The organism is Thalassotalea agariperforans, from assembly GCF_053470345.1.
Genome location: NZ_JBQMWH010000013.1, coordinates 19,525 through 41,377, shown reverse-complemented (window position 1 = coordinate 41,377; position 21,853 = coordinate 19,525). Strand labels below are relative to the sequence as shown.

Sequence of the window (21,853 nt, the reverse complement as noted above, 5' to 3'; positions counted from 1 at the left end):
CTATTCACTTATTTCTAGGATTTCACCCTGTTTCACGTGAAACATTTTATATTTATTATCTGCTGGAATAATGGGTTCCAATACCGTTTTTTCTATTGCCGATATAATCACTTGGCAATCTAACCTATTTATTGCTGTTGCAAAGGCAGTTCTAGAATTAATATCTAATTCAGCACCGACATCGTCAATCAATAAAATTGGTTTTACTCGTTTTACATTTTCAATTAACTTAGCTTGTGCCAATGTTAAAGCGAGTAAAAACAACTTTTGTTGGCCTCTTGAAAGTGTGTTCTCTATTGGATTTCTACCAATATTAAAACGAACATCAAATTTATGAGCACCACTTGTGGTATAACCTAATTCTAATTCTCTAACGTTATTTAAAGTTAAAATTTCAGCCAGTGTTTTTTTCTGGTTCCAACCTTGTAAATATTGCACCTGAATATCACTACCAATTTCAGGTAATAATAATGTTAACCAACTTAATAACTCTTCTCGTAATTTAATCAGATAGTCGTTTCGTTGATCAGCAATTTTTTGTGAATAAATACAAAATTGCTCTGTCCAATAAGCTAACATCGAACGTTGCTGAAAATTTCTTAAACAAGCATTGCGATGTTTTAGTACTTTAGAGAAGTCTCGCCAATCATTTGAAAATTGATGTTTCACGTGAAACATCCCTAAATCAAAAAAACGTCTTCTCTCTTTTGGACCGCCAAAAAACAACTTAAAGCTTTCAGGCGTAATTACTTGCACTGCAAAATTAATGGCTAAATCCGATAAACGACTAAGCTTATCACCATTCAATTTAATTTCGGTTGTACCCTTTTCTATATTACGAGCAACACCTAATTGCATACTGTTATAATTTTTTATACTTACAACAAATTGTGCACTGTTGTAATGAGCAAGCATTTCAGATTTTGTCGTTCTAAAAGACTTGCCATGACCGAGGTAAAAAATAGCTTCTAATAAACTGCTTTTACCACTGCCGTTATCACCAAGAATAAAATTAAGATCTGGGTGTAAATGTAAACTTTGAGATTTTAAATTACGAAAGTTTTGCGTTAATAATTTTTCTACACTCATAAAATGTTATGAATTAAAGACGCATTGGCATAACCACATAAAGCGCTTCACCTGTTTCTGAACCTTCAATAACCACACTGCTATTAGCATCAGCTAAAGTAAATTTAACCGACTCATCTTTAATAGCATTTAAAACATCAAGCACGTAACTGACATTAAAACCAATTTCTAACGGTTCGTAAGGAAAATTAATTTCTATTACTTCTTCTGCTTGTTCTTGCTCTGGGTTGTTCGCAGTAATTTTTAATTCTGTTGGATCAAAATTTAAACGAACCCCTTTGAATTTTTCATTCGACAAAATAGAAGCGCGAGATAATACCTGACGCAACGCATCTTTACTGGTTTCAAATATTTTGTCACCGTTTCTTGGTAAAACACGGCGATAATCAGGGAAACGGCCATCAACTAATTTGCTAGTGAATGAGAAGTTAGCATCAATAATACGGACATGATTAGAGCCTAAAAATATTTGTATTTCTTCGTCAACCGGATCTAATAAACGAATAATTTCTAAAATACCTTTACGAGGTATGATCACTTGACGAGCTGGAAGTGTTAATTGAGCATTTGAAATTTTACAAATCGCTAAACGATGACCATCAGTAGCTACTGAACGAATTTCAGTACCTTCAGTTTCAATAGACATACCGTTCAAATAATAACGAACATCTTGGTTAGCCATTGAAAAATGGGTACTTTCAATTAAACGTAATAACTCTGCTTTGGTTAACTTAAATTCTACGTCACCTTGCCATTGTTCAATGTTAGGGAAATCATTGGCCGGTAAAGAAGAAAGTGAATATTTACTTCTACCTGTACTAATTTTTACGGTATCTGCTTCAGATTCAAAAGTTAACATTGAACCATCAGGTAAACTTTTACAAATATCTAAAAGTTTACGCGCTGGAATAGTAATTTTACCGTCATCACCTTGATTTTCAATTTCACTATACGCAACCATTTCAAGCTCTAAATCCGTAGCTGTTAAAGTAAGTGATTGCCCACTAACCTCTAACAATACGTTACTTAAAATTGGTAAGGTACTTTTACGTTCAACAGCACCTGAAACCAATAATAATGGTTGAAGTAACAATTCCCTATTTAATGAAAATTTCATCGCTTTACCCTAACTTTTAGACGTTTAATATCTGATATTAATTTTTATGAAGACAACGTTCTTATTAAATTTGAATAATCTTCTTTGATATCGTGAGTTTCTTCACGTAACTGTTTCACTTTCCGACAAGCATGTAAAACAGTTGTATGATCACGACCACCAAAAGCATCGCCTATTTCAGGCAAACTATGATTAGTTAATTCCTTAGATAATGCCATTGCAACCTGTCTAGGTCTAGCCACAGATCGACTTCTTCGTTTAGAAAGTAGATCTGAGACTTTAATTTTGTAATATTCAGCTACTGTACGCTGAATATTGTCGATAGTAACTAACTTATCCTGTAAGGCAAGTAAATCTCGTAATGCTTCTCTAACAAAATCAATGGTAATTTGACGACCGGTGAAATTAGCATTCGCTATTACTCGATTAAGCGCCCCTTCAAGATCACGTACATTAGCACGAATACGCTTAGCAATAAAAAAAGCAACTTCGTCAGCAAGGTTAATATGACGTTCATCAGCTTTACGTTTTAAAATCGCAACACGGGTTTCAAGCTCTGGCGGTTCAATAGCAATTGTTAATCCCCAACCGAACCGTGATTTTAAACGATCTTCAACACCGTTAATTTCTTTTGGATAACGGTCACTGGTTAGAATAATTTGCTGGTTACCCTCTAATAACGCGTTAAAGGTATGAAAAAACTCTTCTTGTGTGCGTTCTTTATTGGCAAAAAACTGAATATCATCAATAAGTAAGGCATCAACTGAACGGTAATATTGTTTAAATTGTTCAATCGCATTATTTTGCAGTGCTTTAACCATGTCTTGAACAAAGCGCTCTGAATGCATGTAAGCAATTTTGGCCTTGGGATTTTTCATTAAAATGCCATTGCCAACCGCATGTAGTAAATGGGTTTTACCTAAACCGGTATCACCATAAATAAATAATGGGTTATAAGCTGCACCGGGATTATCTGAAACTTGTGATGCTGCTGCTCGCGCTAACTGATTCGATTTACCTTCAACAAAATTGTCAAACGTGTATTTAACAAAAACATTGGTTTTTTTAGGAATATTAGTTTGATTATCAACCGGCGCATTATTGCTATTTTGGTTGTTTGACGACGTTGGCATTTTAGTAACAGTGTCAGCCGCTGAATCACTACCGGCAATATTTGGAATACTGCCTACGTCAAAACGCAATAAAGGTGGATTTGAAGATTCATTAAAAGTGATTAATTCATTGATACGATCGACATATTTTTCCCTAACCCAATCTAGAACGAAGCGATTAGGTGCGTAAATTGTCATAATATTATTTTCAACAACGCATTGGAGAGGTCTAATCCACATACTAAATTGTTGTGCTGGTAATTCTTCTTGCAACACAGAAAGGCAACTTTGCCAGAGTGAATGGCCCACTCATAACTCCTAAAGAAAGATTGTCACCTTATAAATAGAACCAAAGAAGTGGTTTTGAAGGATCAAATGAATAATTTTTATAATATGCGGGCTATTATCACCCTAGTTATCCACAAGTTCAATATTGACAAACAATAAAAGCCATTTTTTACTAAAAAAAATTCAATTATCTCGCGTTTTAAATGACCTAGAGATAAAAGTGAATAAATACAAGTAAGGAAATATACATGCCATATCTAAGCAAATATCTCTTAATTATTAAAAGAAATTTTACAAAAATGTTAAAAAACTGTGGATACTTAAGATCCTGAGGATCCTATTGCAGATCTAATTATAATTATTATCTGAATATGATTGACAAATAACTCTATCGGCTATATTATTCGGCCTCTTTTTTTAGACACAGTGTGCTCACTAAGGCTTGTTTTGCCGGGGCAACATCAACCAGCGGAATTAGCGTAATGAAAAGAACATTTCAACCAAGCGTACTTAAGCGTAAACGTAACCACGGTTTCCGTGCTCGTATGGCAACTAAAAGCGGTCGTGCTGTTTTAGCTCGTCGTCGTGCTAAAGGTCGTGCAAGTTTAAGCGCCTAATCTCTGAACCTCGTTTAGAGAGATAGTAACCAATGGTTACTTACGAATTTAATCGGGAGTCAAGATTATTGACTCCCGGTCATTTCAAAAATGTATTTGAAAACGCCTCACGTTTTTCTTCTCAACACTTTACTATTCTAATTACTCAAAATCCTACAGACGATAACCGTTTGGGCTTAGCTATAGCTAAAAAACGAGTAAAACTTGCCGTTGAACGAAATAGAATTAAACGCTTAATTCGAGAAAGCTTTCGTTTAAATCGTCATAATTTGCCAAGCATTGATATGGTCGTCATGGTAAAGTCAGGCATCGATAAACTTGATAACCAAGAAATAAACCAACAAATTGAAAGCATATGGCGAAAAATCAATCGACGTCACAAAAAATAGCGATAAAATTCGTTAAAGGCTATCAAATATTACTCAGTCCTTTACTTGGTAATAACTGTCGATTCGATCCCACATGTTCTTTTTACGCAATTGAAGCAATTAATCGCTTTGGTGTGCTAAAAGGGTGTTGGTTAGCAGGCAAACGTATACTAAAATGTCATCCTTTACATCAGGGTGGTTTTGACCCAGTTCCACTTAACAAGAAAGAGAAATAATTACTTATGGAATCTCAACGCAGTTTTTTATTTATTGCGCTAATGGTAGTGACCTTTTTGCTTTTTCAAGAATGGCAAATAGAAAATGCACCAGTGGTAGAGCAACCACAAGCAGTAACCAGCACTGAAAATAATCCAAATAATGATGATGACTTTGTGCCTGCCCCTGCAGCCGGTTCACCAGTATCATCAACTCCTGTAGTTAGTAAATCAGCAAAATTAATTACCGTGACAACTGATGTGTTTGAAGCAAAAATCAATAGTCAAGGTGGTGATATTGTTGAAGTAAAACTTCTACAATATGAAACTGAGCAACACAGTGGTATTCCACTAACCATTATGCAAAATGGTAAGCAAAAATATATTGCACAAAGTGGTTTAACCGGAGCAAATGGCCCAGACCGTTTAGTTAAAGGTCGCCCTATTTACCATACGGCTGCTACATCATATAGCTTAGCTGATGGCGAGCAATCAATTACGGTGCCACTTACCTACATAGATGTAAATGGTTTAAGCGTAACCAAAAACTTCATTTTTAATCGTGCTAATTATGCAATTACTGTTGAATATAATATAGCCAACAATACCGCAACTGATGCCAGTGTTGAGCTTTATGCACAATTAAAACAATCAAGTTATGTTGAACAAAGCTCAGCATTTATTCCTACTTACCGTGGTGCCGCTTATTCAACTACTGAATCGCTATACGAAAAGTATGATTTTGAAGATATTGCTGACGTTAACTTAAACCAAACTACTCAAGGTGGTTGGGTTGCGATGTTACAGCATTATTTTGTATCAGCTTGGGTACCAAAAGCAGAAGATAATAACTTTTTATATTCTCAATATAAAACCAATACTGGCGATGCCGTTATCGGTTTTAAAGCACCAACTGTTATTATTCCAGCCAACGAACAAGCAAGCACCTCAGCTACTTTATATGTTGGCCCTAAAACTCAAGATAAATTAGAAAAAATCGCTGAAGGATTAGACCTAACTGTCGATTACGGCTTCTTATTCATGATCAGCCAACCATTATTTTGGTTATTAACGGCCATTCAAGGTGTTGTTGGTAACTGGGGTATCGCTATTATCTTGATCACCGTTATTGTTAAAGGTGGTATGTACCCACTAACGAAAAAACAATATACCTCAATGGCAAAAATGCGTGACTTACAACCAAAAATTACGCAATTAAAAGAGCGTTTTGGTGATGATCGTCAGAAAATGTCGCAAGGCATGATGGAACTTTATAAGAAAGAAAAAGTAAATCCGGCCGGTGGTTGTTTACCAATATTAATTCAAATGCCGATTTTCTTAGCGTTATACTGGGTATTTTTAGAAAGTGTTGAATTACGCCATGCCACCTTTGGTTTATGGATTGACGATTTATCATCATCAGATCCTTATTATATTTTACCGGCATTAATGGGGTTAAGTATGTTTGTTATGCAAAAAATGCAGCCAATGACCATACAAGATCCAATGCAGCAAAAAATTATGCAATATATGCCAGTGGTATTTTCAATTTTCTTCTTCTTCTTCCCTGCAGGCTTAGTTTTATACTGGTTAGTCAGTAACTTAATTTCTATTGTTCAAATGAAAATTATTTTTGCTGGCATGGAAAAAGAAAAGCTTAAAAAAGCCAGTTAACTTGGTCTAATTAAAAGCTAAAAATACTAGACAAGGCGACCTCATAGGTCGCCTTTCTTTTTACGGCTATTTTTTTAACTAAACGAATAACGTAAAATACTGACATTAAATGATTTGAGATACTGCTATGAACCAGCTTTCACCTAACCAAGAAACCATCACCGCACAAGCAACAGCACCAGGCCGAGGTGGCGTTGGCATTATTCGAGTTTCAGGGCCTGAAGCCGTAAACGTTGCTAAAGCAATATTAGGTAAAGTGCCTGAGGTGAGAAAAGCAGAATATTTACCTTTTTATGATCGAAACCAACAAGCACTCGATCAAGGTATCGCGCTATTTTTTAAAGCGCCTAACTCTTTTACCGGTGAAGATGTTTTAGAGTTTCAAGGTCATGGTGGCCCGGTTTTGCTAGATATGCTACTCAAAGAAATTGTCGCATTACCCAAAGTACGTATGGCTAAACCTGGTGAATTTAGTGAACAAGCGTTTTTAAACGACAAAATGGATTTAACGCAAGCAGAAGCCATTGCCGATTTAATTAACTCAAATTCAGAACAAGCAGCGCGTTGTGCCTTACATTCATTACAAGGTGATTTTTCAAAGCTAGTTCATCAATTGGTTGAAGATGTCATCCACTTACGTATGTATGTTGAAGCAGCAATTGATTTTCCTGAAGAAGAAATTGATTTTCTTGCTGATAAAAAAGTGGTGGCTAACTTAAAAAACATCATCACTAGTGTTGAAAACGTGCAAGCACAAGCCAAACAAGGCAGTATTATTCGTGAAGGTATGCGGGTAGTTATTGCTGGCCGACCAAATGCGGGTAAGTCAAGTTTATTAAATGCCTTAAGTGGTAAAGAGTCAGCCATTGTTACTGATATTGAAGGTACCACTCGTGATGTTTTATCAGAGCAAATTCATATTGATGGTATGCCGCTTCACATTATTGATACTGCTGGTTTACGTGAAAGCCCCGATAAAGTTGAACAAATAGGTATTGAACGAGCTTGGCAAGAAATTAAACAAGCGGATCGCGTGTTATTAATGGTTGATTCCAGTTGTACTAAGCTAGAAAACGTAACAACGGATCTACACGCATTTTGGCCAGAATTTTTCCAACAACTGCCTGAAAATATGGGCGTGACTATTGTTCGCAACAAAGCAGACATCAGTGGCGCACAAACCGGTTATATTGAGCAAGATGGTAAACCGGTTATAACGTTATCTGCTAAATCAGGAGATGGCCTGTCAAAGCTTACCGAGCACCTTAAAACCATTATGGGATACCAAGGTAGCATTGAAGGTGGCTTTATGGCTCGACGTCGCCATTTAGTGGCATTAGAAAACACCCATCAGCATTTGTTAACTGGCTTAGACCAGCTTGAATCTTATGTTGCCGGTGAAATATTAGCGGAAGAGCTACGAATTTGTCAGCAAGAGCTGAATGAAATTACCGGTGAATTTACCAGTGATGATTTATTAGGCCAAATATTCTCGTCATTTTGTATTGGTAAATAACCTGAGCCAATCAGAGCACCTTTGCCCTCAATCTACTTTAAATATTTTTTCAACATCACCGGCAATATGGTCATGTCGGTGATTAATGCAATAAACATAGCAATACTGGTTAATAAACCAAACAACATACTAGGCACAAAATTAGAAAACACCAACATGCCAAAGCCAATGATAATAATCACTGTGGTGTACATTAGGGCATAACCAACTGATAAATTAGTTTGCTTAATAATATCAAGCTGAGTTGATGATGTTTTAGCCCCCTGCTGCTTACAGGCTGACTGTTCCTCCAAATAACGATGCACATAATGAATGGTATCATCCATAGAAATTCCCATGGCAACCGTGGCTATGGTAATAGTCATCAAATCTAATGGAATGGCAAACCACCCCATGATCCCCATGATCACTGTAGTAGTAATGATATTGGGTATGAGTGAAATTAGTGCAATTTTTAGCGATGAAAACACAACCATTAAAATAATTGTCATGGCTGCATAAACCATTAATAACGTGGTTATTTGTGAATCAACTAATTTAGTTAAAATATCCTGATATAAAACAAATAAACCTGTTAGCTGATAATCACTTTCTGCTAAGCCTAATTGAGCTAATTGTTGGTGAATTGTTTTTAATAAATCGGCACGATTAAGTTCACTATAACTATCTTGAATACGCGTACTTATCCGCAGTTCATTGTCAGCTTGAGAAAAATAAGCACCAAATAAATCTTGTTGAATACTTTTATCTAAGCTTCTATATAACACGGTTAGTTCATATTCAGTTAACGGTTTACCATTTACCACTTGTGCAATCCGCGTAAAATCAGCAATTGAAGTAATATTGCCAATTGCTTTTTGTTGACTCAGCATGGTTTGGATGGCAGTAATGGTTTGTACTGTGTCTGCTGTTAAAATTAAATTTTGTTGTTGCTGTTGTGGCGGAATTTTATAAAGAATGTCAAAAGTGGTTGAGCCACCAAATTGCTGATCAATAAAAGTCAGCTCACGCCTAACATCGGTAGCTTCTGAAAAATAATTTAAAAAGCTATTTTCCGCTGTTAACTTAAAACAACCGACCCCTGCCACTAGCGTTAAGATCAAAGTTATTAGGGTAATTTTACCTGGCATATGGTTAACCATAGTAGCCATACCCGACATCGATTTTTCAATCAGTGCGTGTTTTTTTACTTTGTTTTGCGGCGAAAAAAAGACAATCAATAGTGCAGGAAAAAACACTAAACTGACCAGAAAGCTAACCGACATGGCAATTACCATCATCCAGCCAAAACTAATCACCGGTTGCACCGTACTAAAAATTAACGTCGCAAAGCCAACGGTTGTCGTGATGGCAGCAAAAAAGCACGGTTTTAACTTACTTTTAATGGTTGCCAGTACCAAGCTTGTTTGATTTTTATAACTAGCGGTTTCTACAAACTCTTGGTATTGCACAATTAAATGAATAATCATCGCCAGTGACAAAATGATCTGCAAAGCGATAACATTGGCTGAAATAACCGTCACTTTAAGTTCAAATAAAGCCAGTAAACCTAACGTTAAAATCACGCTTACCGCACAACAAAAAATAGGTAAAAATACCCAACTAAATTGACGAAATAAAAACGCTAAGATAACAATAACTGAAAATAAAATAATACCGCCAAAAAGGGCTAAATCATTCTCAATAATATTAATTAATTCATAGGCTAATAAATTATTACCACCTAAATAAAACTCACTTTCTGTACCATAGTTTTGCAAAATGGTGCGAATTTTATTAATTTCTTCGATACGTGTTTTATCAAGCGCTTTAGTGAGTTCATCTTGTTTATGTTTAAGCTCAGTTAAACGCTGTTTTTCAGGCTCTGTTAATTCCCTAGTTAATAAATGTTGTTTAATTGCAATACTATCTGCTTGTAATTTAACAAGTGTTTCATCCGCTTGAAAAACCACTTGTAACGATAATGCCGTTTGCTGTTTATTAATTAACAAGCCTTCATATAAAGGGTGACTTTTTAAAGTTTTCTGTAATAACTCAGAGGCATATTTTTGCGCTTGCCAAGTTAGTTTATCAACATCACCTGAAAAATTATTAGCCGTGGCAAAAATAGGAACATTGGTAATATTGCGAACTTGCGCTACCCGTTCAATCTTTGATATTTCATTACCTAATTTGGCCAGCTTAGCTAAAACTTGATGGGAAAATATATCGCCATTTTTAGGTTTATAAGCAATTAAAATAAACTCTTGCGCACCATAACGCTGATCACTTATTTGGCTAATAATATGATGACGATTATTTTCCACTAATAAGGTATCCGCTGACGCGTCAATTTCAAAGTGAGTGGCTTGCCAAGACAAAAATCCGGTTAAAACAACAAAGCAAAAACAAATAATTTTTGCCATTAAACCTGTAAACTTCGCAGGCGCATTAACATTAGTCATTTAATGCTTTTCCTCAACTTTAGCTTGTTCACCATTACTGGCAGGCTTTCCACTAAATTCTTGATCTCTTTTACTACGCTGCATAAATAAATTGCGAATAAATTCATAACGGTTATCAACATCGTTTAACATTTTTGGATAATTCGCTAATAACGGAATTTGGCCATGAATACCGTCAATGATCTGTAACTGTGTTGCCGCTTCATCATCATTAATATGGTTTAATGGATGCGCATAACGATCAAACGGTATCGCAACTAAACCTCTAACATCGCTAGGCCCTAAAAAAGGCAGTACAAGATAAGCGCCCTGCTCAGCACCATAATGCTCAAACGTTTTTGCAAAGCTGCTGCTCTCTTCATTAATGTCAAACCAATGGCTTGCTGGATCAAATAAACCAAATAACCCAATCGTTGAATTGATCAATACCCGTGATAAATTTTTTCCTGAACGAGTAAACTTACCTTGCAACAAGTGATTAATTGCAGAAACAGGTTCAGTTAAATTATTAAAAAAATTCGTTATACCTTGATCGATTGGCGCAGGCACTACAGCTTGATAACCACGACTAAACGGACTCAAGGCATGTTCATAAATAGCATCGTTAAAGGTAAAAATAGGTTCATTGATAAACCTTAAAGGATCTTCAATAACTTGATAGCTCACCACCGAAGGTGCTGTTGGCTGCACTTCATAAGGCCCTAATTCAGCAGTTTCAGTTTGCTTAACAACATGCTCCTCCCCTATTACCTCTTTTGGTGATGAAGAACAGGCTGCTAATAAACTAAGTATTAATATAACCACAAAACTTCGCTGAACTTTAGCAACTAAGCGATAACGCTTATTAATAAAAAATGTTAGCAAAATGAATATCCTTTCAACTTAAGCACAGCCTATATACGCATATAAACATTAAATAGCTCAACACGCACGACAATAACAAACAAAGTTACAATTTAGATGACGAAAATACCATTCCGTATAAATAACAATATTAAAACCTTTTAACTAAGTCGCCCTAAAAATATAATGATAATTATTTATTAAATAAAGGTAACTCATGGCGTCATTTCAAATTATCGTTGGCAGTATGCTAGGTGGCACAGAATATGTTGCTGAAGCATGTGAAGAGACATTAACTTCATTAGGGCATCAAGTAACTGTTCATTTATCACCCGAATTTGCCAATATTCCACAACAAGATCAGATCTGGTTAGTCTGTACATCAACACATGGCGCAGGCGATCATCCTGACAACATCCAAAGCTTTATTTACGATCTAGAAAATAGTGATCAAGATCTTAACCACATGCCTTTTTTTGTGATCGGGATCGGTGATTCAAATTACGATACTTTTTGTGAAGCGGCAAAAAAAACCAGAAGTACTTTAATATCAAAAGGTTGTAAAGAATTACTACCGTTATTAACACTTGATATGAGTACAGATATAGATCCTGAAGAACTCAGTCAACAATGGATATGTGATCATAAAGATCAGTTATCATGATCTTACTAAAGGGTTATCCACAAATTTAACTAATTTTTAGCCCTTATGTGGATAAACTCTGTATTAACCCATGAATTAGATCTTATTATCCAGTGTGTGAAAAAAATAAGATCTAGTCTTGTGGATAAAACACGCTTTTGATCATAGCTTATACGGTAGTTGATCAATGTTTGATCACAGCTTTGGATCGTTTTAAAGTTATTGATATTATTAGGTAAAAATGGGTTATCAACAGAAAAGAACGATCCTAATAAGTAATAGTAATAAGATCTTTAAATAGATCTTTATATTTTATTAAAGATCTAGATCTCAAAATTAAACATATTTAACATTCCCCTAAGCAATAAAAAAAGTTAAAATAACTGCCCTTTAAATTTAGTCTCAGGTTTTAAATAATGTGGTATCAAGACGCATTTGACGTAATCGTTGTTGGTGGTGGTCATGCTGGAACAGAAGCAGCTCTAGCTTCATCTCGTATGGGCTGCAAAACATTATTACTTACCCATAACATTGACACCCTTGGTCAAATGTCATGCAATCCAGCCATAGGCGGTATTGGTAAAGGCCATCTAGTAAAAGAAATTGATGCTTTAGGTGGTTTAATGGCCACAGCGATCGATCATGCAGCAATTCAATTTAGAACCTTAAATGCAAGTAAAGGTCCCGCGGTTAGAGCAACTAGAGCCCAAGCAGACCGCGCTTTGTATCGATCTTTTGTTAGAAGCTATTTAGAAAACCAAGAAAATTTAACCATTTTTCAACAACCGTGTGACGATCTTATTTTAGAAAACGATCAAGTGATCGGTGTTTCAACACAAATGGGGTTAAAATTTAAAGGCAAAACGGTTGTTTTAACAGTTGGTACCTTCTTGGCAGGCCAAATACACATTGGCTTAAACAATTATCAAGGTGGCCGTGCAGGTGATCCTGCATCAGTAAACTTAGCAAAAAGTTTACGTGATATGCCTTTTAGAATGGATCGTTTAAAAACGGGTACACCACCTCGTTTAGATGCTAGAACTTTAGATTTTTCTGTGATGGAAGAACAGCCTGGTGACACACCAAGACCTGTTTTTTCGTTTATTGGTTCTGCCGATCAACACCCTAGACAAATACCTTGTTTTATTACCCACACCAATGAAAAAACCCATGATATTATTCGTAGTGGTTTAGATAGATCACCTATGTATACTGGTGTTATTGAAGGTATAGGGCCTCGTTATTGCCCATCAATTGAAGATAAAATACATCGTTTTTCTGAAAAAAATTCGCACCAAATTTTTGTTGAACCGGAAGGTTTAACCACCCATGAAATTTACCCTAATGGTATTTCAACCAGCTTACCCTTTGATGTCCAAATGGATCTGGTAAGATCGATCAAAGGTTTTGAAAACGCGCATATCACTCGTCCTGGTTATGCTATTGAGTATGATTATTTTGATCCTCGCGATTTAAAACAAACCCTTGAAAGCAAATTTATTAATAATTTATATTTTGCTGGTCAAATTAACGGTACTACCGGTTATGAAGAAGCTGGTGCACAAGGTTTAATGGCGGCTACCAACGCCGCATTACGAGTACAAGAAAAAGATCCTTTAATTCTTGGTCGTGATCAAGCTTATATAGGCGTACTGGTTGATGATCTTTCAACATTAGGTACTAAAGAACCTTATCGCATGTTTACCTCTCGTGCTGAATACCGTTTGTTATTACGTGAAGACAATGCTGATATCCGTTTAACAGAAAAAGGCCGTGAACTTGGTTTAGTTTGTGATACACGCTGGCAGCGTTTTAATGAAAAAATGGAAGCCATTGAATTAGAACGTCAACGTTTAAAATCAACTTGGGTTCATAAAGATCATGCGGCTATCGAACAAATTAATAGCATGTTGAAAGCGCCTCTTAGCCGAGAAGCATCACTGGAAGATATTTTACGTCGTCCAGAAACTAACTATGAAGATTTAATGAAAATTGAAGCTTTTGGTCCAGGCATTACTGATCTACAAGCAACAGAACAAGTTGAAATTCAAATAAAATATGCAGGTTATATTGATCGTCAACTTGATGAAATAGAAAAGAAAAAACGTCATGAAAACACGATAATTCCTGCTGATTTTGATTTCAGTCAGATTTCAGGTTTATCAAATGAAGTGATCGCTAAGTTATCAGATTCACGTCCGGAAACTATTGGTAAAGCTTCTCGTATTTCTGGTATAACCCCTGCTGCTATTTCATTATTACTCGTGTATTTGAAAAAACACGGTTTGTTACGTAAAACCGCTTAAGGATTAAGTTTAGTCATCAATATGTCACTTACAGCAACATTAGAAAACTTAATTGCTAAAACTGATTTAGCGCTTAATGAAGTACAAATACGCCAACTTATTCAATATGTTGAATTGTTAAATAAATGGAATAAAGCCTATAACTTAACCTCTGTTCGAGATCCTCAAGAAATGTTAATTAAACATATTCTCGACAGTTTAATGGTAGGTAAAGTACTGCAAGGACATGACTTTATTGATGTTGGTACAGGGCCAGGCTTACCTGGTATTCCATTAGCTATCTTGTATCCTGAACGAAATTTTGTATTATTAGACAGTTTAGGCAAAAGGATCACTTTTTTACGTCAAGTTGTCTTTCAATTAAAACTTGAAAATGTCACGCCGGTGTTATCACGGGTAGAAAATTATCAAGAACAGCAATTTGATGGTGTCTTAAGTCGTGCTTTTGCTTCGTTATTAGACATGGTGGATTGGTGTCAGCATCTGGTAAAAGATAACGGTTGTTTTTATGCATTAAAAGGTGTGCAACCGAGCGATGAAATGGCATTATTACCGGATAATATTCAAGTTAAGCAAGTGCATGAAATTACAGTGCCAAACTTGAATGCTGAAAGACACGTAATTGAGTTAATCAAAATATCATAATTAATAAGTAGGTTAAGTTTTGCTGACTAACTTATTAAATGACATAAATTCTTGAGGTTCTTGTGGGAAAAATAATCGCGGTTGCCAATCAAAAAGGTGGAGTTGGTAAAACAACAACATCGGTTAACTTAGCGGCATCGTTAGCTGCTACTAAGCGAAAAGTGCTATTAATTGACCTTGATCCACAAGGCAATGCGACAATGGGAAGCGGCGTTGATAAATACGATGTCCCTGCTACCAGTTATGAATTATTAGTGGATGAAAAACCATTCGATGAAGTCGTTGTTAAAAAAACAACAGGGCTTTACGATTTAATTGCTGCAAATTCCGATGTTACTGCCGTTGAAATTAAGCTGATGTCAGTGTTTGCTCGTGAACAAAAACTGAAAAATGCCTTAGCCCCAGTAAAAAGTTATTACGATTTTATCATTATTGACTGCCCTCCTTCACTAAACATGTTAACCGTTAATGCAATGACAGCGGCGGATTCAGTATTAGTGCCAATGCAATGTGAATACTATGCCTTGGAAGGATTAACGGCATTAATGGATACTATTTCTCAGTTAACGTCAGTAGTAAATGGTGACCTTCATATCGAAGGAATTTTACGTACTATGTATGATCCACGTAATCGTTTAGCTAATGATGTATCAGAGCAATTAAAACGTCATTTTGGTGACAAAGTGTATCGTAGTGTCATTCCACGCAATGTTCGCTTAGCTGAAGCGCCGAGTTTTGGTGCCCCAGCAATGTATTACGATAAATCATCTACCGGAGCAAAAGCTTATTTGGCCTTAGCCGGGGAAGTATTAAGAAGGCAAGAGCAGTTAAAAATGGCTGCTAACGCTTAACATCGATTAAAAAATAAAAATAAAACCGACAATAAATTCTCAAGGATTTTTATGAGCCCATCAAAACGCAGAGGTCTAGGTCGCGGCCTAGATGCTTTATTAACACCAGCAGCTAGTCAATCTAGCGAAGATGGCGCTGATGCTAATCAATCAAATTCAAGCGAGCAGCAAGAAAATCAATCAATTGAAGATATTGTTGCTAAAGACGGCGATTTAAAATTATTAGCCATTAATTTATTACAACCGGGTAAATATCAACCACGTAAAGATATGTCGGCTGATGCCCTTGAAGAGCTCTCAGCGTCAATTCGCTCACAAGGTATTATTCAACCGATTGTGGTTAGAGCAATTGCCGATGATAAATATGAAATTATTGCGGGTGAACGCCGCTGGCGCGCAGCAAAACTTGCCGAACTTACAGAAATTCCCTGTTTAATTAAAAATGTTGCTGATGAAGCGGCAGTAGCAATAGCGTTAATTGAAAATATTCAACGGGAAGATTTAAATGCCATGGAAGAAGCGATTGCCTTAGATCGCTTAATGAAAGAATTTGAATTAACCCATCAAGAAGTCGCTGATGCGGTAGGAAAATCACGTACCACGGTTAGTAATTTATTACGTTTAAATAAATTAAATGATGACGTAAAAACTTTACTTGAACATGGTGATATTGAAATGGGCCATGCCCGTGCCCTGTTGTCATTAGAAAATGAATTACAAACAGAAATTGCACGAACTGTTGCCGCAAAAGAATTAACCGTAAGAGAAACCGAAGCGTTAGTTAAAAAAGCACTATCGCCAGAAAAAGAAAAAGTGGAAAAAGCCAAAGATCCTGAAGCTGAACAACTGGCTGAAAATTTGTCGGCCAAACTTGGCGCAGCGGTGGCAATTTCACACAATAAAAAAGGCAAAGGTAAGATGGTAATTTCATACACTAGCTTGACAGAATTGGATGCAATTGTTGACAGACTTCGTTCATTTTAGTGTTTTCACGGGTAATATTTACGCGGATAATAGATATTGTGAATTTTTAATATAAAAATTTCCTATATGCGTCCTATTATGTTGCAAAAAACACGGGAATGCGTATACTTGCGCAGACTTTTGAGAGATAGAAAATTTCTTGAAAACAAGATGGATTGTACGAATTATTTCGTTTGGAGTCTTCGGTCGTGAATCAGTTAGCTAAACCAGGCCGAAAATTAGCACGTCAGCAGTTAGTTGTTTCGCTACTCGTTACGTTAAGTCTATCTTTAGTAATATATTTTTATTGGGGATTCAGTTATGCCCAATCAGCATTAGCTGGTGGTGTTATCTGTATTATTCCTAATGTTGTTTTCGCTTATAAAGCATTTAAATATGCGGGAGCGAGTTCGTCGGAAAAGGTCATGGACTCTTTTTACAGTGGCGAAAAATTAAAATTAGGGTTAACGGCTTTTTTATTTGCACTCGCCTTTAAATTTTTAGTGATAGTGCCTGTTCCCTTATTTGTAACGTATTTTTTGGTAGTGATCAGTTCATTACTAACACCAATTTTATTTAAACTTTAATCTTTAGGGTAATTTAATATGGCTTCAGGTGCTGAAATAACCAGCCAAGAATATATTAAACATCACTTGCAGAATCTTACTGTTGGAGAAGGCTTTTGGGCTCTTCACATAGATACGCTAGGATGGTCAATATTTCTAGGTTTGGTCTTTTTATACATTTTCCGTTCAGTTGCAAAAAAGGCGTCTACTGGCGTTCCTGGTAAATTGCAATGTGCTGTTGAAATGGTTGTTGAGTTTGTTGACGACAGTGTTAAGAGTACTTTCCACGGTAAAAACCCATTAATTGCGCCATTATCATTAACTATATTCGTATGGGTATTATTAATGAACGCAATGGACTGGGTGCCAGTTGATTTAATTCCACGTATTTTTGAATTGTTTGGTGTTCATTACATGAAAGCGGTACCTACTACCGATCCAAACATGACCTTTGCATTAGCTTTAGGTGTATTCATTTTAATTATTTACTATTCAATTAAAGTAAAAGGTATTGGTGGCTTCATTAAAGAGCTTACTACTCAGCCTTTTGGTCACTGGGCGTTATATCCAGTAAACTTTATTCTTGAAATGGTTACTTTATTAGCTCGTCCATTATCATTAGCGTTACGTTTATTCGGTAACTTATATGCTGGTGAGTTGATATTTTTACTTATTGCGACAATTGGTTTATTCCAGTTGCCAGTACATTTTTTATGGGCAGCGTTCCACTTGCTGGTTATCCCATTACAAGCGTTTATTTTCATGATGCTAACGATTCTATATTTGAGTCTGGCTCACGAAGATCACTAGTTTCAACCTTAATTTTTTTAACTTTATAACTTTAAATAATCGGAGATAAATATGTTATATATAGCTGTTGCTCTACTAATCGGTTTAGGTGCTCTTGGTACTGCGATTGGTTTTGGTTTATTAGGTGGCAAATTCTTAGAATCTGCTGCTCGTCAACCTGAATTAGCACCACAACTTCAAGTAAAAATGTTCATTGTAGCGGGTCTTATCGATGCGATTGCCATGATCGGTGTTGCTATCGGCTTATACTTATTATTCGCAGTTGGTGCTTAATTTTTAAGTTGTTTTTAACGCGAATTTGAGGAGATACATAAATGAATCTTAATATGACCTTAATCGGTGAATTAATCGCATTTATCGTATTCGTAATTTTTTGTATGAAGTATGTATGGCCGCCAATTATTAGCGCCATCGAAGCTCGTCAAGCAACCATTGCTGACGGACTTGCTGCTTCAGACCGTGCCGCTAAAGATCTTGAGTTAGCTCAAGAAAAAGCAACTGCACAACTAAAAGAAGCTAAAGCGCAAGCTGCTCAAATTATTGAAGCGGCTAAAAAGCGTGAAGCTCAGTTAGTTGAAGAAGCTGCTGAAAAGGCACAAGCTGAGAAAGAAAAAATCTTAGCTTCAGGTCGTACAGAAATTGAGACTGAACGTAACCAAGCGAAAGAAGAACTACGTAAGCAAGTTGCTGTTTTAGCAATTGCTGGCGCAGAGAAAATCCTTGAACGTTCAATTGATGCCGCTGCACATAGCGACATTTTAGATAAACTCGTAGCTGAGCTTTAGAGAGGGTATTGAGCTATGTCTGAATTGACAACGGTTGCTCGTCCCTACGCTAAAGCAGCGTTCGAATATGCTGTTGAAAGTAAAGCGGTAGATAACTGGTTAGAAATGCTAGTGTTTGCTGCTGAGGTTTCGTTAAACCCAACCATTACAGAACATCTTTCTGGTGGTATGGGTGTTGAACAAGCTCAAGAATTATTCTTGAATGTTTGTGGCGAACAACTTGATAGCAACGGCCAAAACTTTATTAAAGTTTTAGCTGAAAACGGACGTCTGTTGGTGCTACCACAGGTGGTTGAAGAATTTAGTTCATTAAAAGCTGAATTTGATAAAGAAATCGCTGTGGATGTAACGTCTGCTGTTGAATTATCAACAGAACAACAAACGACACTTAGCGCCGCGCTTGAAAAGCGTTTGGCACGTAAAGTAAAGCTCAACTGTAACGTTGATGCAAACGTGGTTTCTGGCTTAATTATTAAAGCTGGTGACATGGTAATAGATGGTTCTATCAAAGGTAAATTGAGCCGTTTAGCAACAACGATGCAATCTTAACTGGGGAACAGAGCATGCAACTGAATTCCACTGAAATCGCTGAACTGATCAAAAAACGTATTGAAAAGTTCGACGTAGTTAGTGAAGCTCGTAACGAAGGTACTATCGTTTCTGTAACAGATGGTATTATTCGCATCCATGGTCTTGCTGATGTAATGCAAGGTGAGATGATCGAACTTCCTGGCAGCCGTTTCGCTATCGCGTTAAACCTTGACCGTGATTCGGTAGGTGCGGTAGTTATGGGTCCTTATGCGGATCTAGCCGAAGGCGACAAAGTTAAAGGTACTGGCCGAATTTTGGAAGTACCAGTAGGACGCGGTTTATTAGGCCGTGTTGTAAATACATTAGGTGAGCCAATTGATGGCAAAGGCCCAATTGAAAACGACGGCTTTATGCCAGTTGAAGTTGTGGCACCTGGTGTTATCGATCGTAAATCAGTTGATCAACCAGTACAAACTGGTGTTAAGTCAATTGATGCAATGATTCCAATTGGTCGTGGTCAGCGTGAGCTTATCATTGGTGACCGTCAAATTGGTAAATCAGCGATCGCATTAGACGCAATTATTAACCAAAAGAATACAGACATTAAGTGTGTATACGTAGCAATTGGTCAGAAAGCTTCTACAGTATCGAACTTAGTTCGTAGCTTAGAAGAGCACGGTGCGTTAGCTAACACTATCGTTGTTGTTGCTTCAGCTTCTGAAGCTGCTGCATTACAGTACTTATCAGCTTATTCTGGTTGTACTATGGGTGAATACTTCCGTGACCGCGGTGAAGATGCACTAATCGTATATGATGATTTATCTAAGCAAGCTGTTGCTTATCGTCAAATCTCATTACTTTTACGTCGTCCGCCAGGCCGTGAAGCATATCCAGGTGATGTTTTCTATTTGCATTCACGTTTATTAGAACGTGCTGCTCGTGTAAACGAAGCTTATGTTGAACGTTTCACTAACGGTGAAGTAAAAGGTAAAACTGGTTCATTAACAGCCTTACCTATTATTGAAACCCAAGCGGGTGACGTTTCAGCGTTCGTACCAACTAACGTAATTTCAATTACCGATGGTCAGATCTTCTTAGAATCTAACTTATTTAACTCAGGTATTCGTCCTGCGGTTAACGCTGGTATCTCTGTATCTCGTGTTGGTGGTTCAGCTCAAACTAAGATCATCAAGAAACTTGGTGGTGGTATTCGTTTAGCACTTGCACAATACGCTGAATTAGCGGCTTTTGCTCAGTTCGCATCAGATCTTGATGACGCAACTCGTGCACAATTAGAGCACGGTCAACGTGTTACTGAATTGATGAAGCAAAAGCAATTCAGCCCACTATCAGTTGCTCAAATGGCAGTATCTTTATTTGCTGCTGAAAAAGGTTACTTAAACGATGTTGCTATTGAAAAAGTAGTTGATTTCGAAGAAGCCTTACGTTCATACGTAGACAGTGAGCAAACTGAGTTGATGGCTACTATCAACGAAAAAGGTGATTACAACGCTGATATCGAAGCAGGTCTTGCTAAAGCTATTGAAACTTTCAAAGCAACGCAAACTTGGTAATTAGTTAACCTTTTCGGAGAGATAGTCATGGCCGGTGGTAAAGAGATTAAATCGAAGATCGGAAGTGTAAAAAATACACAGAAGATCACCAGTGCTATGGAAATGGTTGCAGCCAGTAAAATGCGCAGAGCGCAAGATGCAATGGCTGCCTCTCGCCCATACGCTGAAAATATGCGAAATGTGATCGGTCACATCGCGCTTGGTAACTTAGAGTATCGTCATCCTTATATGACGGAACGTGAAGTTAAGCGCGTAGGCTATATCATTGTCTCTACTGACCGTGGCTTGTGTGGTGGTTTAAATATTAATTTATTTAAACAAGTACTTGTTGATGCCGGACAATGGCAATCAAAAGGTGCTGAAGTTGAATTTGGTGTTATTGGTTCAAAAGCAACGTCTTTTTTCAATAACATGGGTTCAAATGTAACTTCACAAGTTTCGGGTTTAGGTGATAACCCTTCAGTTACTGATTTAATTGGTAGCGTAAAGGTTATGTTAAATGCCTATGATAATGGTGATATTGATAGACTGTACGTGGTATACAATAAATTTGTGAATACCATGACGCAGAAGCCGATAATCGATCAACTTTTACCTTTGCCTAAGTCTGATGATGACGAAATTCAACATCGCTGGGATTATTTATACGAACCAGATGCTCAAGCTTTGCTTGATCAATTATTAGTTCGTTATACAGAGTCTCAGGTATATCAAGGCGTGGTTGAAAACCTCGCATGTGAGCAAGCAGCTCGTATGATAGCAATGAAAGCCGCAACAGATAATGCTGGCGACTTAATTGATAACTTACAATTGGTATACAACAAAGCGCGTCAAGCAAGTATTACTCAAGAATTGGGTGAAATTTGTGCTGGTGCAGCTGCGGTGTAAGCAAAGGT

22 protein-coding genes are annotated in these 21,853 nt (G+C 36.8%); 17 read left to right on the top strand and 5 right to left on the bottom strand.

The features are described from left to right. From recF to dnaA, 3 genes are read right to left on the bottom strand one after another with little or no spacing between them, the layout of a single operon-like run. On the bottom strand, nucleotides 1-1,089 hold the full coding sequence (gene recF / locus ACSLUO_RS14640) for a DNA replication/repair protein RecF (protein ID WP_448249566.1): 1,089 nt from the start codon (nucleotides 1,087-1,089) through the stop codon (nucleotides 1-3). A 13-nt stretch (nucleotides 1,090-1,102) separates the two neighbouring features. Beyond that, nucleotides 1,103-2,206 (bottom strand): DNA polymerase III subunit beta, encoded by a 1,104-nt coding sequence (gene dnaN / locus ACSLUO_RS14635; protein ID WP_448249565.1) that lies wholly within the window; start codon nucleotides 2,204-2,206, stop codon nucleotides 1,103-1,105. Nucleotides 2,207-2,250: 44 nt separating this feature from the next. Next, complete coding sequence (gene dnaA / locus ACSLUO_RS14630) at nucleotides 2,251-3,627, bottom strand: chromosomal replication initiator protein DnaA (protein WP_448249563.1); 1,377 nt, start codon at nucleotides 3,625-3,627, stop codon at nucleotides 2,251-2,253. 461 nt (nucleotides 3,628-4,088) lie between these two features. On the opposite strand from dnaA, the gene rpmH reads away from it, so the two are divergent. The 5 genes from rpmH to mnmE all read left to right on the top strand — a co-directional run bounded on the left by rpmH (nucleotide 4,089) and on the right by mnmE (nucleotide 7,996). Continuing rightward, nucleotides 4,089-4,223: a 50S ribosomal protein L34 gene (gene rpmH / locus ACSLUO_RS14625; protein WP_448249561.1), complete on the top strand. Its 135-nt coding sequence runs from the start codon at nucleotides 4,089-4,091 to the stop codon at nucleotides 4,221-4,223. A gap of 32 nt (nucleotides 4,224-4,255) precedes the next feature. After that, the gene (gene rnpA / locus ACSLUO_RS14620) at nucleotides 4,256-4,612 is read left to right on the top strand and encodes a ribonuclease P protein component (protein ID WP_448249559.1); all 357 of its coding nucleotides are present in this window, start codon (nucleotides 4,256-4,258) and stop codon (nucleotides 4,610-4,612) included. Then, nucleotides 4,579-4,827: a membrane protein insertion efficiency factor YidD gene (yidD, locus tag ACSLUO_RS14615; RefSeq protein ID WP_448249558.1), complete on the top strand. Its 249-nt coding sequence runs from the start codon at nucleotides 4,579-4,581 to the stop codon at nucleotides 4,825-4,827. Before rnpA ends, yidD begins: the two co-directional genes overlap by 34 nt. Nucleotides 4,828-4,833: 6 nt before the next feature. Then, the gene (gene yidC, locus ACSLUO_RS14610; protein ID WP_448249556.1) at nucleotides 4,834-6,480 is read left to right on the top strand and encodes a membrane protein insertase YidC; all 1,647 of its coding nucleotides are present in this window, start codon (nucleotides 4,834-4,836) and stop codon (nucleotides 6,478-6,480) included. 127 nt (nucleotides 6,481-6,607) lie between these two features. Then, nucleotides 6,608-7,996 carry a tRNA uridine-5-carboxymethylaminomethyl(34) synthesis GTPase MnmE gene (gene mnmE, locus ACSLUO_RS14605; RefSeq protein WP_448249554.1) on the top strand — a complete coding sequence of 463 codons (1,389 nt, stop codon included), beginning with the start codon at nucleotides 6,608-6,610 and terminating at the stop codon, nucleotides 7,994-7,996. Nucleotides 7,997-8,028: 32 nt separating this feature from the next. Here the strand turns inward: mnmE and ACSLUO_RS14600 are convergent, their stop codons facing one another. Both ACSLUO_RS14600 and ACSLUO_RS14595 read right to left on the bottom strand, forming a co-directional pair. Further along, nucleotides 8,029-10,440, bottom strand: a complete 2,412-nt coding sequence (locus tag ACSLUO_RS14600; RefSeq protein ID WP_448249552.1) for an efflux RND transporter permease subunit — start codon at nucleotides 10,438-10,440, stop codon at nucleotides 8,029-8,031. Further along, nucleotides 10,441-11,304, bottom strand: coding sequence for an MlaA family lipoprotein (locus ACSLUO_RS14595; protein ID WP_448249551.1), 864 nt, complete (start codon nucleotides 11,302-11,304; stop codon nucleotides 10,441-10,443). A 196-nt stretch (nucleotides 11,305-11,500) separates the two neighbouring features. Between ACSLUO_RS14595 and ACSLUO_RS14590 the strand changes: the two genes are divergently transcribed. From ACSLUO_RS14590 to atpG, 12 genes are all read left to right on the top strand, one after another. Continuing rightward, complete coding sequence (locus ACSLUO_RS14590) at nucleotides 11,501-11,947, top strand: flavodoxin domain-containing protein (RefSeq protein WP_448249549.1); 447 nt, start codon at nucleotides 11,501-11,503, stop codon at nucleotides 11,945-11,947. A 395-nt stretch (nucleotides 11,948-12,342) separates the two neighbouring features. After that, on the top strand, nucleotides 12,343-14,232 hold the full coding sequence (mnmG, locus tag ACSLUO_RS14585) for a tRNA uridine-5-carboxymethylaminomethyl(34) synthesis enzyme MnmG (RefSeq protein ID WP_448249547.1): 1,890 nt from the start codon (nucleotides 12,343-12,345) through the stop codon (nucleotides 14,230-14,232). 21 nt (nucleotides 14,233-14,253) lie between these two features. Further along, complete coding sequence (gene rsmG / locus ACSLUO_RS14580) at nucleotides 14,254-14,877, top strand: 16S rRNA (guanine(527)-N(7))-methyltransferase RsmG (protein WP_448249546.1); 624 nt, start codon at nucleotides 14,254-14,256, stop codon at nucleotides 14,875-14,877. A gap of 62 nt (nucleotides 14,878-14,939) precedes the next feature. Then, nucleotides 14,940-15,728: a ParA family protein gene (locus tag ACSLUO_RS14575; RefSeq protein ID WP_448249544.1), complete on the top strand. Its 789-nt coding sequence runs from the start codon at nucleotides 14,940-14,942 to the stop codon at nucleotides 15,726-15,728. A gap of 51 nt (nucleotides 15,729-15,779) precedes the next feature. Then, nucleotides 15,780-16,712, top strand: coding sequence for a ParB/RepB/Spo0J family partition protein (locus ACSLUO_RS14570; protein WP_448249542.1), 933 nt, complete (start codon nucleotides 15,780-15,782; stop codon nucleotides 16,710-16,712). 188 nt (nucleotides 16,713-16,900) lie between these two features. After that, entirely contained in the window at nucleotides 16,901-17,278 is a 378-nt protein-coding gene (locus tag ACSLUO_RS14565; RefSeq protein WP_448249541.1) for an ATP synthase subunit I, read from the top strand. A gap of 18 nt (nucleotides 17,279-17,296) precedes the next feature. After that, complete coding sequence (gene atpB / locus ACSLUO_RS14560; protein WP_448249539.1) at nucleotides 17,297-18,067, top strand: F0F1 ATP synthase subunit A; 771 nt, start codon at nucleotides 17,297-17,299, stop codon at nucleotides 18,065-18,067. A 51-nt stretch (nucleotides 18,068-18,118) separates the two neighbouring features. Further along, complete coding sequence (gene atpE / locus ACSLUO_RS14555; protein WP_076417406.1) at nucleotides 18,119-18,340, top strand: F0F1 ATP synthase subunit C; 222 nt, start codon at nucleotides 18,119-18,121, stop codon at nucleotides 18,338-18,340. A gap of 41 nt (nucleotides 18,341-18,381) precedes the next feature. Further along, nucleotides 18,382-18,852: a F0F1 ATP synthase subunit B gene (gene atpF / locus ACSLUO_RS14550; RefSeq protein WP_448249538.1), complete on the top strand. Its 471-nt coding sequence runs from the start codon at nucleotides 18,382-18,384 to the stop codon at nucleotides 18,850-18,852. Between the two features lie 15 nt (nucleotides 18,853-18,867). Beyond that, nucleotides 18,868-19,401, top strand: a complete 534-nt coding sequence (atpH, locus tag ACSLUO_RS14545; RefSeq protein ID WP_448249536.1) for a F0F1 ATP synthase subunit delta — start codon at nucleotides 18,868-18,870, stop codon at nucleotides 19,399-19,401. Nucleotides 19,402-19,415: 14 nt separating this feature from the next. Then, complete coding sequence (gene atpA / locus ACSLUO_RS14540) at nucleotides 19,416-20,957, top strand: F0F1 ATP synthase subunit alpha (protein WP_448249535.1); 1,542 nt, start codon at nucleotides 19,416-19,418, stop codon at nucleotides 20,955-20,957. A gap of 27 nt (nucleotides 20,958-20,984) precedes the next feature. Continuing rightward, on the top strand, nucleotides 20,985-21,845 hold the full coding sequence (gene atpG / locus ACSLUO_RS14535; protein ID WP_448249533.1) for a F0F1 ATP synthase subunit gamma: 861 nt from the start codon (nucleotides 20,985-20,987) through the stop codon (nucleotides 21,843-21,845). The last annotated feature ends 8 nt before the right edge of the window (nucleotides 21,846-21,853 follow it).